Origin of the sequence: Pseudoalteromonas sp. NZS11 (genome assembly GCF_015864765.1) — a bacterium.
GTDB classification, from domain to species: Bacteria; Pseudomonadota; Gammaproteobacteria; order Enterobacterales; family Alteromonadaceae; genus Pseudoalteromonas; species Pseudoalteromonas arctica.
This window is the reverse complement of sequence record NZ_JADYWP010000009.1, coordinates 122,491-138,034: the sequence shown is the minus strand read 5'-3', so window position 1 is coordinate 138,034 and position 15,544 is coordinate 122,491. Positions and strand designations below refer to the sequence as shown.

The 15,544-nt window shown below is 40.9% G+C and carries 11 protein-coding genes; 7 read left to right on the top strand and 4 right to left on the bottom strand.

Annotated features, from left to right (window positions below):
• Nucleotides 1-42: 42 nt before the first annotated feature.
• Both leuC and leuD read left to right on the top strand, forming a co-directional pair.
• Nucleotides 43-1,443 (top strand): 3-isopropylmalate dehydratase large subunit, encoded by a 1,401-nt coding sequence (leuC, locus tag I6E82_RS16620; RefSeq protein WP_165735711.1) that lies wholly within the window; start codon nucleotides 43-45, stop codon nucleotides 1,441-1,443.
• On the top strand, nucleotides 1,443-2,042 hold the full coding sequence (gene leuD, locus I6E82_RS16615; RefSeq protein WP_010555450.1) for a 3-isopropylmalate dehydratase small subunit: 600 nt from the start codon (nucleotides 1,443-1,445) through the stop codon (nucleotides 2,040-2,042). The genes leuC and leuD overlap by 1 nt, the downstream gene beginning before the upstream one ends.
• Before the next feature lie 93 nt (nucleotides 2,043-2,135).
• Here the strand turns inward: leuD and I6E82_RS16610 are convergent, their stop codons facing one another.
• Nucleotides 2,136-3,635, bottom strand: a complete 1,500-nt coding sequence (locus I6E82_RS16610) for a DUF3360 family protein (RefSeq protein WP_197118318.1) — start codon at nucleotides 3,633-3,635, stop codon at nucleotides 2,136-2,138.
• A gap of 418 nt (nucleotides 3,636-4,053) precedes the next feature.
• Here I6E82_RS16610 and I6E82_RS16605 point away from each other — a divergent pair, with 418 nt between their 5' ends.
• A complete protein-coding gene (locus tag I6E82_RS16605; protein ID WP_197118317.1) occupies nucleotides 4,054-5,040 on the top strand; it encodes a hypothetical protein in 987 nt (328 codons plus the stop codon).
• An 86-nt stretch (nucleotides 5,041-5,126) separates the two neighbouring features.
• On the opposite strand, the gene I6E82_RS16600 is transcribed toward I6E82_RS16605, so the two are convergent.
• Nucleotides 5,127-6,752, bottom strand: coding sequence for an endonuclease (locus tag I6E82_RS16600; protein WP_197118316.1), 1,626 nt, complete (start codon nucleotides 6,750-6,752; stop codon nucleotides 5,127-5,129).
• Between the two features lie 303 nt (nucleotides 6,753-7,055).
• Here I6E82_RS16600 and I6E82_RS16595 point away from each other — a divergent pair, with 303 nt between their 5' ends.
• The 4 genes from I6E82_RS16595 to I6E82_RS16580 all read left to right on the top strand — a co-directional run bounded on the left by I6E82_RS16595 (nucleotide 7,056) and on the right by I6E82_RS16580 (nucleotide 12,105).
• A complete protein-coding gene (locus I6E82_RS16595) occupies nucleotides 7,056-8,870 on the top strand; it encodes an assimilatory sulfite reductase (NADPH) flavoprotein subunit (RefSeq protein WP_101216850.1) in 1,815 nt (604 codons plus the stop codon).
• A gap of 61 nt (nucleotides 8,871-8,931) precedes the next feature.
• Nucleotides 8,932-10,629, top strand: coding sequence for an assimilatory sulfite reductase (NADPH) hemoprotein subunit (gene cysI / locus I6E82_RS16590; protein WP_007582193.1), 1,698 nt, complete (start codon nucleotides 8,932-8,934; stop codon nucleotides 10,627-10,629).
• A 43-nt stretch (nucleotides 10,630-10,672) separates the two neighbouring features.
• Nucleotides 10,673-11,413 carry a phosphoadenylyl-sulfate reductase gene (locus I6E82_RS16585; RefSeq protein ID WP_007582191.1) on the top strand — a complete coding sequence of 247 codons (741 nt, stop codon included), beginning with the start codon at nucleotides 10,673-10,675 and terminating at the stop codon, nucleotides 11,411-11,413.
• A gap of 143 nt (nucleotides 11,414-11,556) precedes the next feature.
• Entirely contained in the window at nucleotides 11,557-12,105 is a 549-nt protein-coding gene (locus I6E82_RS16580) for a DUF4124 domain-containing protein (RefSeq protein ID WP_197118315.1), read from the top strand.
• Here I6E82_RS16580 and I6E82_RS16575 read toward each other — a convergent pair whose 3' ends face one another.
• Nucleotides 12,106-12,360, bottom strand: coding sequence for a hypothetical protein (locus tag I6E82_RS16575; protein WP_010554784.1), 255 nt, complete (start codon nucleotides 12,358-12,360; stop codon nucleotides 12,106-12,108).
• Between the two features lie 403 nt (nucleotides 12,361-12,763).
• Nucleotides 12,764-15,508 carry an aconitate hydratase AcnA gene (acnA, locus tag I6E82_RS16570; RefSeq protein ID WP_197118314.1) on the bottom strand — a complete coding sequence of 915 codons (2,745 nt, stop codon included), beginning with the start codon at nucleotides 15,506-15,508 and terminating at the stop codon, nucleotides 12,764-12,766.
• Nucleotides 15,509-15,544: the final 36 nt, after the last annotated feature.

Sequence of the window (15,544 nt, the reverse complement as noted above, 5' to 3'; positions counted from 1 at the left end):
GCACCGTTATGCTGCAACTCAAACAGATTAGGGAATTAGCAAGTGGCCCAAACGTTATACGACAAAATTTGGCAAGCACATACCGTTGCCAGCATAAACGAGCAAACCGACTTACTTTATATTGACCGCCATTTAGTGCATGAAGTTACTTCTCCGCAGGCTTTTGCTGGTCTACGTGAAAAAAACCGTACTGTACGTTGCCCAGAAAAAACCTTTGCAACGATGGATCATAACGTATCGACTAAAAGCCGATCACTTGATGCCGCAAGCGAAGTATCTAAAAACCAATTAATGGCGCTTGATAAAAACTGTAAAGAGTTTGGTATTGTGCTTTACGATTTAAACTCAATTAATCAAGGTATTGTTCACGTAATGGGCCCAGAGCAAGGTATTACTTTGCCTGGCACAACCATTGTATGTGGCGATAGCCATACCTCTACGCATGGTGCGTTTGGCGCATTAGCGCATGGTATTGGTACGTCTGAGGTTGAGCACGTATTAGCAACGCAAACGCTACAGCAAAAAAAGGCGAAATCGTTAAAAATTCAAATTAATGGTGTATTGCGTCCAACGGTTACGGCTAAAGATTTAATTATGGCGGTAATTGGCAAGTTAGGTACTGCTGGTGGCACAGGTTATGTAGCAGAGTTTTGTGGTGAAGGCATTGAAGCGCTTTCAATGGAAGCCCGTATGACGCTATGTAATATGAGCATAGAAATGGGTGCAAAAGCGGGTTTGATTGCATCTGACCAAATTACTTATGATTACCTAAAAGGTCGTCCGTTTGCACCTAAAGGCGCAGATTTTGATGCAGCCGTTGAATATTGGGAAACTTTAAAAACGGATGAAGGCGCACACTTTGATTTAGTTGTTGAGCTAAATGCCGACGACATTCAGCCACAAATTACCTGGGGCACAAGCCCAGAGCAAGTAATTGGTGTTGATGAGTGCATACCCGATCCAGATCAAGAACCAGATTTAATTAAAGCCGATGCTATTCGCAGCGCACTTAAATACATGGATTTAAAAGCGGGCGATAAATTATCAAGCGCGAAAGTAGACACGGTATTTATTGGCTCATGTACAAATAGCCGCATTGAAGACTTGCGCGCTGCTGCAAAAATTGTTGAAGGCAAACATGTTGTTGCCGGCATAGAGGCGTTAATTGTACCGGGCTCTGGCTTAGTTAAAAAACAAGCCGAAGACGAAGGCTTAGCCGATATTTTTAAAGCCGCTGGCTTTGAATGGCGCGAACCGGGTTGTTCTATGTGTTTAGCGATGAACGATGACCGCCTAGGAGCAGGCAAGCGTTGTGCATCTACTTCTAACCGTAACTTTGAAGGTCGCCAAGGTCGTGGCGGGCGTACTCATTTAGTTAGCCCTGCAATGGCCGCAGCTGCTGCAATACATGGTCACTTTGTTGATATTAGAGGAGAAGCCTAATGAGCGTATTTTTTAGTGGCTTAATGGCCCCACTTGATAAAAACAATGTAGATACTGACCAAATTATCCCTAAGCAGTTTTTAACATCAACTAGCCGCGAAGGCTTTGATGCGGCATTGTTTTATGATTGGCGTTACCTAGATAACGACGAGCCAAACCCTGACTTTATTTTAAACCGCCCATGCTACCAAGGCGCGCAAATATTATTAACGCGCGACAACTTTGGTTGTGGCTCATCTCGTGAGCACGCGCCATGGGCGCTGAAGCAATATGGTTTTGAAGTGATTTTAGCTGAAAGCTTTGCAGATATTTTCTTTAATAACTGTGGTAACAACCAAATGTTAGCCATAGCGCTACCTGCCGATACGCTTGAGCAATTGTTTGTACTTAGCGAGCAGCACGACGATATTAACATTGAAATCGACCTTGAAAATCAAACACTAACAAGCAGTAAGTTTGCACCAATTAGTTTTGATATTAGTAAAGAGGTAAAAGAACGTTTGTTAAGTGGTTTAGACTTTATTGGTGTAACCGAAACGCTAAACCCACAAATTGATGCGTTTGAAAAACAACTAGCGACTGAGCGTTCTTGGCAGTAATTGCTTAACCGTGTGTATTAAAAATCACGTATTAAAAAGCACGGCAATTGCCGTGCTTTTTTGTGGGTAAATATGAGATGTAATAACTAAAGGTTAATGCCTAAAGTCAGCCATTAACGCAGGTATACCGGGTAACATGCCTACAATTGCCATTACAGTGGTAAGTAACACAAACATAATAAGTGGAATCACCCAGCGGCTCATTTTAGTTAGCTCAGCGCTGCGCTCTTTACAGCCAATCAGCCCTAAGTTATCAAGTAACATAGTAAGTGACCAACCAAAAGCAGGATTAACCAAGGTCGAAGCAAACACCACAATAGCGGCGGATTGCGTCGTTTTACCTTCGCGCGTCATTTCCATGCCAGCTTCAAGTAGCGGGATAAACACCCCAACAATAAGCGCTACACACAATACAGGCTGCCAAATTGCTAAATCCATAGGGTAACCCCATAAACCAGCAATAATACAAAATAATGCAGTTAAAATAGCGCCAGCAGGGATAGGGCGTTTAGCAATAGCGGCAGGCACAATATAAGTACCCCAAGAGGACGCAAAGTTAGCACCACCGGCAAGTGAGCCAAATGTTTGTCTAACCGATGCACTTAGCATGGTGTCGTCGATATTCATTTGTACTTTTTCAGTACGTTGCGGATAGCTTATTTTTTGAAATACTTGATGGCCTAAAAAATCTGGCGACCACATAGCAACGGCGAGCACTGCAAATGGGAGTACAACAACAAAGCTTTCAAGCGTTGGTAGGCCAAGCATCCAGCCCGTGTTTTCGCCCCACCAGTAAGCTGGGTTCATATTTGGTAAACCCGGTGCAGTATGAAACTCAAACGGTGCACCTAAAGCAAAGGCAACCACACCACCAATAAGGCAGCTTAACGGTACGGCTAACCAACGCTTTTTAAAGTGCTCTAATAGCGCATACAATAAAATGGTGGCTAAAATAACAATAAACGCAATATGTGCCATATCAATGGCTTCAGCCCAGGCAAACAGCTTTTTAACCTGCGAAATAGTACCAATAAAACCTAAATAAATGAGTAGCCCGCCACACACACCTTTACTGGTTAGACGCGCGAGCATACTTCCTCCCTTGGTTATGGCTAAAATAAAGCCAAAGGCACCAATGAGTAAGCCAAACGCCATAGGGTGACCGCCTGCAGCAACAACAATAGGAATTAACGGAATAAGTGGGCCGTGAGTACCAGCCAAGTTGGCTGTAGGTAAAATAAAGCCTGAAAACAAAATGATAAAAATAGAAACAATGAGTAATTCGTAGCGCACGTTTTCTAAAACAAACGCATCGCTTAAACCAAGAGGTGCTGCAAATGTTGCTGCAATAGCCCCCACCATAACGACTTTACCAATAGTACCCGCCATTGCAGGAATGGTGTCTTCAAATTCAAATCGGTAATCTCTAAACGGTAAATTAGGACGCCAGCGTTTAGGCTGCATAATTTGTAATTCGTGTTCGAGATACTCGTCGCGAGTATTAAAGTCAGAGCTGGGTTTATGAAGCTGCTCGTAGCTTTGAGCATCCTTGTGCGTGTTTGATGGTGCATCCCCGGACGGTGTAGTTTGCATGCGTTCTCCTGCAACATTGTTGCTTAATCAAATAAATACGGCTTTTGTTAAAGCAAATGAATATTGAACATGCAGGGTAGATCAGCTCTTAGGCTGGGATGTATAGGCAAAAGGTCGTGCATGGTTGTTTTTAATACAGTTAATCTGACAATCAGCTTTACGTTAAAAATTATAAAACTACACAAAATAATTTAAAGTTACTATAAATCAATGGCTTGTTTTTTATTTTAAAGAGTTTGATCACTGTTTATAGCGGGAAATAGTGTTAATGGCAGGTTATTATCCTTTAGTCTTAGTGGTTGTAAAAGCCGCTTTGTTTGAAAAGCTTATTGGTAGCAGCCGTTAATTTCGTTTTATTTGTGGTGAAATAATACTTCTGTTACTTTCGGATTGTTAATAACAACAATAAAGAATAGAGATGCAACTCAACTCCCCTAAATCAATTGGTATTTTACTTGGTACGCTTTACGGCATATTTATGCGGCTGTTTGTAGAGCTAGTCAATGCTTACAATTTAGGTAGCTTAGTCTCTATATCATTTATGTTTTTAGTGCCTGTTGCTATTGGCTATATTCGTATTCACTTTGAGTACAACGAATCAAAAACATTAACTAAAAAGCAAATGATCACGATTGCTTGGCAGCCTATTTTTGTTTTTTTATTTGTAAGTGTAATTACTTTGCTTGAAGGGAGCATTTGTGTGGCAATGGCTTTGCCTGCTTTTATGTTTTTTGCCAGCATTGGTGGGTTACTTGCGGGCTTTGTTAGAAAGCGTAAAATAAAAAAAGCGAATAGTTCTTTATTATCAATCGCGTTGTTACCTATATTGCTTTCACCTATTGAAGTTAACTTTTTACATTTATCAAAAATATACGAAGTAACAAACTCTATAACAATTAATGCACCCATCAATGTTGTGTGGCAGCAGTTAGCTAATGTGAGTGACATAAAGCCACAGGAAGTGCCTTTTTCACTCACCCAATTAATTGGTGTACCAAAGCCATTAAAGGCAAGTATGAATGCTAGCGGTATAGGCGCTGTTCGCACAAGTACTTGGCAAAAAGGTGTTGTGTTTAAAGAAGTAATAACCGACTGGCAGCCAAACAAAAAAATGCTTTATAGGTTTGAAATAAACCCGGATTTAATTCCGGATGATGCACTTGATAAGCACGTGAAACTTGGCGGTGAATACTTTTCTCCACTTTATGGAGGCTATCAGCTAAGTGAAGATAAAAGCGGCAATACGATTTTAACGTTAAAAACGACCGTGAAAGATAATACAAATTTTGGTGTTTATTCACGAATATGGGGGGAGGTGATATTTCAAGATTTTCATCACACACTTTTAACGTTGATGAAAAACAGAGCTGAAAAGTCACTTATCGCAACTGTTTCTTATAATTAGCTTAAACCATTGTGACTATAAAGAATATTACACACTAAAGGTAAAGCCTTTGCAATTGCAAAGGCTTTTGTTTTAACTGCTAACTTTTACCAAATCATTTCTACAAATTCAGGGTGGTCGATATACGGGTTACGATTACCTTGAAATTCAAAGGCTGCTTGGTTACGGTCAAGTTCCATTTGGCTTACAGGATCGCTGTTATGCCAGTTAAGCAGCATGGCTACAACCCAGTTCTCGAATACTTGGTTGCTTGAACCATTAAGCACTGCATTACTTGAGGTCGTTTTGGTTTGCCAAGTGCCTATTACATTTTCGTAGCGCGTTGCCATGTAAAAATAAGCGCGAGCAAAGTCACCTTTAAATTCGTCAATTGGCTCAAATACAGTACCTGAGTAATTTAATGAATTTGCGGCAGAACCTAATTTACTTCCGTTAGTTGATGTAAATGAAGCGCTTGCTACTTCACCAAATGGGAAGTTACTACGTTTTGAGTTTACATAACCGTCGGTTGCGTAAATATGATGCACATCTGAGTTCATTGGTTCAATAGTGCCGCCAAACCAGCTTTTAGGAAATGAATGTTCACGGTTGTAACAGCCGCCTTCTCCACTATAGTTACCACATTGATCGCTCACCGCAGCATAATTGTAGCTATCTGAGCCGTTTGGTTTTTCGCTATACATATCTAAAATGCTGTTATCGTTTTCAAAGTATGTATCACGTGCAGATGAGTCGTAAAAATTCCAAATAGCCGAGTAACCCTGTGCATTATGATCTTTAATAATATTATAAAGCTCAGTTTTTAATGCATAACCCGATAACCCTTGAGCAGTAACATAGTAGCCAGTTGGTGTTGGGTTGGTCCCGCCGCCATCACCAGAGCCACTGCCTAAAGTAAATGCCGTGCTGTCTGTATTATTAAAACTTGCACCGCTAGCAAGTGTGGTAGAGCCTTGCTTAAGCGCATAACTGCCATTACCTGTTGAACAACACATGCCATCGCCGTAGCTGTCGTTAATAACAAGTGTGTAAGTTCCATCAGTTAGGCATATTTGCTCATCATACTGAGTGTTTGATGCGTAACCACTGCCGTTAGCGATTGCGCTACCTTGATTGTTATTTACGGCCCAGCTAGTTTCGCTGCCGTAATTATCGGTATTAAGCGTTAGGGTAAGGCTATTGTCGGTACAACTTGTTGATGCGCTGCCACCAACGTTTGGTAAAAAGTTATCTACGTATACGGTTTCGCTGCCATCAAATCCACTTACATCGTAAAACCTAAGTCCAACACTAATTGTTTTATCACTGCTTGCTGTATAGCTATGGCTAACTGTTTGCCATTGGTTAGTTTGTGCTTGATTTGAATAGCCTTGATAACCATCTACATACAAGCGAGCTTTAATTTTACCTTCGGTGTGGTAAACATCAGCCGAAAAGTTATAGGTTTTACCCGCTTCTACAGTAACTTGTTGTAATAAATCGGTGTTACTTTGCGATCCTGTTGTTACATTTACAGCAGCAGAGCTACTACCGCTTTTAACTGTACTGGTTGAGCGCGTTAAGCTGATTCCGCTATCAATAGTGCTCCAAGAACTAGGTGTATTGCCAGTCCATTGTTCAAATCCGCCATTAGCTACATTGGCCATTACAGGTAATGAGCCAAGTAACAAAGCGGTACTAAGTAGTTTATTTTTATATTTCCCGTGTAACATAGTTGTTCCTATTTTTATTTTGAATGAGGAATATACCCTACATTAGTTAGGTTGCAAAATTGTTAATTTAAAGTGCTGTAAAAAGCAATAATCGTCCTTTAATCTGTTTTTGAAGGTATTTTTATAAATTAATAACTAAATGGAATATCAAAGCAGATTCTATTCTTTTTTTATCTATGCAGAGCCCGTTATCCTACATACTTAGAAAACCTCAACAGATACGCTCTGGATGAGGTAAAACTCATTTTTAACAATACACAAAGTGTGTTGTGTTTAATTTTCAGGGTTATGGGGAATCGATTCATGTTGTTAGGTCAACTAAATGCTGCGGCAAGCCCGCTATCGCAAGATCAAGTACAAAAGCTGCAAGGTTTAGTGGCTGAACTTAATCCAATTCAACAAGCGTGGGTAAGTGGTTACTTAGCTGCAAATGCTAATTCGGCTGCGTTAGGTGCTCCTACGGCAGGCGTACCGGCTGCGGGTGATGCAGCAGCGCTAACTATTTTATATGGTTCGCAAACAGGTAACGCAAAAGGTGTAGCTACCAAAATGAAAGAGCAGGCTGAGTCGCGAGGCTTAGCAGTTAAGCTTGTTAGCATGTCAGATTACAAACCAACAGCCCTGAAAAAAGAAAAGTTTTTAACTATCGTTGTATCTACTTACGGCGAAGGTGAGCCACCTGAAGACGCAGAAACACTTCACGAGTTTTTAGCCACTAAAAAAGCGCCAAAACTAGACGATGTAAAAATAGCGGTTATTGGCTTAGGTGATTCTAGCTATGAGTTTTTCTGCCAAACAGCAAAAGATTTTGAAGAGCGTTTAAATAAACTCGGTGCGCAAACCATATATCAACGTGCTGATTTAGATGTAGATTACGAAGATGAAGCTGCAACATGGATTGCCGGTGCAGTTGATGCATTCGAACCTGATTTAAAAGCGCAGCAAGAAGCCGCTGGTGGTCAAGTTGTATCAATGCCATTTGGCGCTCCAACCTCTGCAGCAAGCCAATATACAAAACAAAATCCATTTGAAGCAGAGCTATTAACTGTTCAAAAAATTACCGGTCGCGACTCAACTAAAGATGTACGCCACGTTGAAATTTCGCTTGAAGGTTCAGACATTACTTACACACCTGGTGATTCATTAGGTGTGTACTTTTTAAATGATGATGTATTAGTTGATGAAGTACTTACACTTACTCAAATAGATGCAACAAGCATTGTAAAAGTAGGTGATGAAGAGCTAAGCGTACGTGATGCACTTATTGAAAAACTAGAGCTGACTCAGTCATACCCTGGTTTTGTAGAAAAATACGCAACAGCAACTGGTACGCCTGAATTATTAAAGCTTGTAGAAGATAAAGCCGCAATGCGTGCGTATATTGAACCTCGTCAAATATTTGATGTGATTCGCCAAAACCCTGCAAAAATTGATGCACAAACATTAGTAGATTGCCTACGTAAACTACAAGCTCGTTTGTACTCAATTGCATCTAGCCAAGCTGAGGTTGAAGACGAAGTGCATTTAACACTAGGTCTAGTGCAGTTTGATGCATTTGATAGCGAGCATTTAGGTGGCTGTACAGGTTACTTAACTCGTCGTGCAGAAGAAGGTTGTAAAGTTAAAGTATTTAGCGAACACAACGACAATTTCCGCCTACCCACTAACGATGATACACCTGTGATTATGGTTGGCCCAGGTACGGGTATTGCGCCGTTCCGTGCATTTTTACAAGAGCGTGATTCGCGTGAAGCACAAGGCAAAAACTGGTTGTTTTTTGGAAACCCACATTTCACTCAAGACTTTTTATACCAAGTAGAAATACAGGGTTATTTAAAATCGGGTTTACTTAACAAAGTAGATGTTGCATTTAGCCGCGATCAAGCAGAAAAAGTATACGTACAAGATAAGTTACGCAGTAACAGTAAAGACGTGTTTGAATGGCTAGAAGCTGGCGCTCACTTTTATATTTGTGGCGATGCAAATCGCATGGCAAAAGATGTACACAACGCCTTGCTTGATATTGTTAAAGAAAACACAGGCAAGAGCAATGAAGACGCAGAGCAATATTTAAAAGATTTGCGTAGCGCAAACCGCTATCAGAAAGACGTGTATTAATCACGTTTCTTATTTTATTTAACAGCTAGCAGCCGTCACTGTAACAAATTTAGGATTTAAAATGAGCGAACAAGATAAAAACGTAAAACTTTCTGATAACGAACGTTTGAAAAGAGAAAGTAACTTCTTACGTGGCACCATAGAAAAAGATTTAACAGACGAAATTACTGGTGGCTTTACAGCCGATAACTTTCAGTTAATACGTTTTCACGGTATGTACCAACAAGATGACCGCGATATACGTGGTGAGCGCGCTAAGCAAAAGCTAGAGCCGCTACATAATGTAATGTTACGTGCACGTATGCCTGGCGGTATTATTAAGCCAGAGCAGTGGTTAGCAATCGACAAGTTTGCAGATGACAAAACAAGCTACGGCAGCATTCGTTTAACAACGCGTCAAACGTTTCAGTTTCATGGAGTGTTAAAGCCAAATATTAAAGGCATGCACCAAATGCTTGATAGCGTAGGTATAGACTCTATTGCTACAGCGGGTGACGTTAACCGTAATGTGCTTTGTACTACTAATCCCGTTGAGTCTGAGCTACATCAAGAAGCTTACGACTGGGCTGCAAAAATTTCTGAACATTTATTACCAAAAACGAAAGCGTATGCCGAAATTTGGTTAAATGGCGAAAAAGCAGAAACCACAGAAGAGCCAATTTTAGGATCTAATTACTTACCGCGTAAGTTTAAAACCACGGTGACTATTCCACCTAACAACGAAGTTGATGTACACGCTAACGATTTAAACTTTGTGGCAATTGCTGATAACGGCAAACTTGTTGGTTTTAACGTATTAGTGGGCGGTGGCCTTGCGATGACGCACGGCGATACAGCAACTTATCCGCGTAAGGCTGATGACTTTGGCTTTATTACGCTAGAAGATACCTTAAAAATTGCAGAGCATGTTGTATCTGTGCAGCGCGATTGGGGTAATCGTTCAAACCGTAAAAATGCAAAAACTAAATACACATTAGACCGTGTAGGTGTTGATGTATTTAAAGCAGAAGTTGAAAAGCGCTCAGGCGTTACGTTTGCACCAAGCCGTCCGTTTGAGTTTACTCACCGTGGCGACCGCATTGGATGGGTTGAAGGCATTGATGGTAAGCACCACTTAACGCTATTTATTCAAAGTGGTCGTATTTTAGACTACCCAGGCAAACCGCTTAAAACTGGTTGTCGTAAAATTGCAGAAGTTCACCAAGGTGACATGCGTATGACGGCAAACCAAAACTTAATTATTGCTGGCGTACCTGCAGATCAAAAAGCCGTGATTGAAGAAATTGCTCGTAGCCATGGCCTGATTGATGACACAGATTCGCAGCAGCGTAAAAATTCTATGGCGTGTGTTTCACTGCCAACGTGCCCACTTGCAATGGCCGAAGCAGAGCGTTACTTACCAAGCCTAGTAGAAAAAACTGAAGCATTACTTGCTAAGCACGGTATACCCGATGACAGCATTATTATGCGCGTTGTAGGTTGTCCGAACGGCTGTGGCCGCGCAATGCTTGCAGAAGCTGGTTTAGTGGGTAAAGGCCCAGGTAAGTACAACGTTTACTTAGGTGGTAATTTAGAAGGCACACGTATTCCTAAATTGTACCTTGAGAACGTAGGCGAAGACGTTTACCTAGAAGCATTCGATAAGCTCATTGGCCAATGGGCAAGCGAGCGCAATGACGGTGAGTGTTTTGGTGACTTTGTTATACGCAAAGGCATTGTTGCTGAAGTAAAAGTATCAGTAACCGATTTTCACGCTTAATTAAATACCAGCGCTTTGGCGCTGGTGAGGTTTGGAATTTACCATGAGTGAATTTAAAAACATTTTACAGCTAGATAAACAAAGCCAAACGGCTATGTTAGCTGATGCTAATGGTTTACTAGCGAATATGAGCGCAGAACAGCGTGTTGCATGGGCGCTTGATAACTTGCCTAATACGGCTTTTTTATCATCTAGCTTTGGTATTCAAGCGGCAGTAATGCTGCATTTAATGACCTCACAACGTCCAGATATTCCCGTTGTATTAACCGATACAGGCTATTTATTTCCTGAAACGTATCAGTTTATTGAGCAAATGAGTGAGCGTTTATCACTTAACTTAAAGGTGTATAGAGCGCCGCTTAGCCCAGCATGGCAAGAGGCTAAATTTGGTAAACTATGGGAGAAAGGCGAAGACGGCATTAAGCAATATAATCAGCTTAATAAAGTAGAGCCGATGACCCGTGCGTTAAAAGAAATAGAAGCGGGCACGTGGTTTAGTGGTTTGCGCCGCGATCAATCATCTACACGTGCTGATAAACAGTTTGTAGAAATTAGCCGTGGTACCGTTAAAGTGTACCCGATTATTGAATGGTCTAACCGCGACGTGTATCAGTATCTTACCAAGCACGATTTACCTTACCACCCATTATGGGAGCAAGGTTATGTGTCTATGGGAGACGTACATACAACACGTAAGTTAGAACCAGGAATGACAGAGGAAGAAACTCGCTTTTTTGGTTTAAACCGAGAATGCGGACTACACATGGATGGTGACGGTATTTAACGCGACTACGGTGTAGTTAAATTGCAAATAAAAACGCAGCTTCGGCTGCGTTTTTATTTTTTTATTAGGGTACAAAAAATTGCCTAATTAAGTATTTTTTATTAGACTCAAGGCAATAAAGGATTAATTAAAGCAGGAACGCTATGAAATACTTTACCTACTTAGCTATATCAATCATGGCTATTGCAGTCATCTCTTTGTTTTATTTAAAAAAGCCCGATGGTCAAACATGGCTTTCTGCATCATCAATTAGCAGTGAATCTCAGCAAATTAAAGAAAAAATGGTTGCGCTATCTAGCAATACTTTGGACCAAGCAGTGCAGGGCGTTAAGCAAGCTGGCGATAAAATTGCGAGCAGTATTTCTGATGAACCAATGCCTGAAAGTACTACCTCAAGCAGCAAAATTTTTAAGTGGCAAGATGAAACAGGCCAATGGCACTTTTCTGATACACCTAACCCGCATGCAAAAAGTATTGAAGTAAAACTCGATCCTAAAGATATTACTGTTATTGCTGCAGAAGACACATCTATTTTAAATACCTCTCCAAGTACAAATACAATGTCGGCTGCACCAGAGGGGATCAGTATTTTGAACCCAGACTCGGTTAAAAAGTTATTTAATGATGCCAATAATGTAAAAGACAAACTAGAAAAACGTAATAAAGAAATTAATAATTTAAGTGCACTTTAATTATTTAGAGTGAGTGCTTTTATGGTTTTTTAAATAACGTTTTTCGGCTTCCATCAGTAATACGGTTAAATATATTTTAGTAGGGAGCGACAACAACACGCCTATAGCAATGCATGCTGCCGCTATAATTATTCCTTTAATACCATGATTAACAGTGAAGTAACTCGACACAATTAAAGTGTGGCCAGTCACGATAAGGCACAACCCAAGCACTATTGATGTTTTAAGCAGCCTAATTATCATTGTTTGCGACATAGTTACCTCACTAAGAGTAGCCCTAGGGCCTGTTTATCTTTCGAGGTTAAATTTGCAGCAGTGTGTTTGGTATTTAGGCAAGGCAGAGCCTATGTAGTGTGGTTATTCCCCATGAATAGGCGATAACGTGGAATAAATGCCAAACATGCGCTGCCCGAAGGGTTCTGCCTAGGGGCTATTTACTCTTTGTTGCTCGGTTTTTACTTAGCCCACTAGGTTACAAACCTCACGCCGCGATTAAATAGCCCCTAGGTTGAACAAATTTTAATCCTGAAAGGTCAACAGGCCCTAGTGTAGGCACGCTTTAAATGCTTAGCATTGATTTAAGACAACAAACAGCACACATAAAAAAGCCCAGCTTATTATTAAGCTGGGCTTTTAAATGTATTAACTACTGTCTTTGTTAGTCGAGCATATTACGCAGTACATATTGTAAAATACCGCCGTGTTTGTAGTAATCCCACTCTTTAGGGGTATCAATACGTACATCAGCACTCAAGGTTACTTTTTTACCTTCGGCATTTGTAGCAATAACGGTTACTTCATCGGTTTTATCGTACAGGCCATCAATATCAAATTGTTCTTGCCCTGTTAACCCATGTGACTCGTAGCTTTCACCTTCTTTAAATTGCAGAGGTAATACACCCATACCAATTAAGTTAGAGCGATGAATACGTTCATAGCTTTGTGCTACAACGGCTTTAACGCCTAATAAAAGTGAGCCTTTAGCAGCCCAGTCACGAGATGAACCCGTACCGTATTCCTTACCCGCTAAAATGATGAGTGGCGTATTATTTTTTTGATACTCCATTGCTGCATCATAAATACTCTCTAGTGTATCGCCAGGCTGAGTACGTGTTACGCCGCCTTCAGTACCTGGTGCTAGTAAGTTTTTAAGACGAACATTAGCAAACGTACCACGCATCATTACTTCGTGATTACCACGGCGTGAACCGTACGAGTTAAACTGCGCTTTATCTACGCCATTTTCTTGCAAGTATAAACCTGCTGGCGCATCTGCTTTAATAGCACCTGCTGGAGAAATATGATCAGTGGTTACTGAATCCCCAAGCTTAGCTAAACAACGTGCACCCTCAATAGTAGGAATGCCCGGTGGTTCTACTTTCATACCATCAAAAAATGGTGCTTTTTTAATGTAGGTAGATGCGTCATCCCAATCGTAAAGTTTGCCATCTGGTATTTTAATTTGCTGCCAACGGCTATCGCCTTCGTAAACGTTAGCGTAGCTTTTTTCGAACATTTCTTTAGTTACTGTTTCTTTAACTAGGTCACTTACTTCTTTAACGCTTGGCCAAATGTTTTTAAGGTAAATATCGTTACCGTTAGCATCTTGAGCAAGGGGTTCGTTGTATACGTCAATATCGGTTCTACCTGCAATTGCATAAGCTACAACAAGCGGAGGAGAGGCTAAAAAGTTCATTTTAACATCTTGGTGAATACGCCCTTCAAAGTTACGGTTACCCGATAAAATAGAGCTCACTACCAATTTATGTTTTTGAATTGCGTCTGATATTTCAGTTGCAAGCGGCCCTGAGTTACCAATACACGTAGTACAGCCGTAGCCAACTAAGTTAAAGCCTAAGCTTTCTAAGTCGTCCATTAAGCCTGCTTTTTCTAGGTAGTCGGTAACTACTTTAGAGCCTGGTGCAAGTGATGTTTTAACCCAAGGTTTTACATTAATGCCTAACTGTTTTGCTTTTTTGGCAACCAAACCAGCAGCTAAAATAACACTTGGGTTAGAAGTATTAGTACAGCTGGTAATTGCGGCAATAACACAAGCGCCATCGTTTAACTCAAACTCTTGCCCTTTAAATTTAACCTTGGCGGCGCCCATAAACTGCGCTTCGTTAACTGGTTCATCTGGATTTGTTGTTGGCCCTTCACTTTCAATACGAGCTTGTTCTTCGTCGCTATTATCACGACGAGCCATACGTTCATCTTGAAAGTTTTTTAAATGCTGGCTAATCACTTCACCAGCCTTGTCTAGGGAAATTCTATCCTGTGGTCGTTTAGGGCCTGCAAGGCTTGGTACAACATCACCTAGTTTAAGCTCGAGTGTATCGGTATAGCTAGCTTCGTCACCATCGTTACGCCATAAACCTTGGTGTTTTGCGTAATCCTCAATTACCTTTAGGTGACTTTCGTCGCGGTTTGTTAAGCGAAGGTAGTTAATGGTTTCATCATCAATTGGGAAAATACCACACGTAGCGCCGTATTCTGGCGCCATATTCGCTATGGTTGCTCTATCGGCAAGTGGTAAGTCGGCAAGGCCGTCACCATAAAACTCTACAAATTTACCCACTACACCATGGTTACGCAGTATTTCGGTTACCGTTAACACTAAATCTGTAGCGGTAGTACCTTCAGGTAAGCGGCCGCTTAGCTTCATACCGACTACTTGTGGAATGAGTAAGCTAATTGGCTGACCAAGCATAGCTGCTTCGGCTTCAATACCGCCTACACCCCAACCAAGTACACCTAAGCCATTTATCATGGTTGTGTGAGAGTCGGTACCTACGAGTGTATCTGGATAAGCGAACTTTTTGCCATCGCGGTCTTCATTAAAAACAACGCGCGCTAAGTATTCTAGGTTTACTTGGTGAACAATACCGGTTGCAGGTGGCACTACTTTTAAATTATCAAAAGCGGTTTGTCCCCAACGTAAAAATTCATAACGTTCTTTATTTCGGTCGTATTCAAGTTTTGCATTTAAATCAAATGCACCATCATTTCCGTAGCCATCTACTTGTACCGAATGGTCAATAACAAGTTCAGCAGGTGATAACGGGTTTATTTTTGCAGGATCTCCACCTAGTTTTTCCATTGCGTCACGCATCGCGGCTAAATCTACAATAGCGGGTACACCGGTAAAATCTTGCATAACAACACGGGCGGGAGTAAAGGCAACTTCAGATGCAGGCTTTGCTTGAGGATCCCAATTAAGAAGGGCTTGAATGTCTTGTTCTTTTATATTTGCGCCATCTTCGTTACGAAGAAGGTTTTCAAGTAATACTTTTAAGGAAAAGGGCAGTCGTTTCGCTTTGTCGCCAAGTCCTTTTAGAGAATGAATATGATATTGCTCACCATTTATTGTGAGCTGATGTTGGGTATCGAAACTATTATTCATTATTTGCCCCTTTATGAATTAGAAAAATATTTTGAA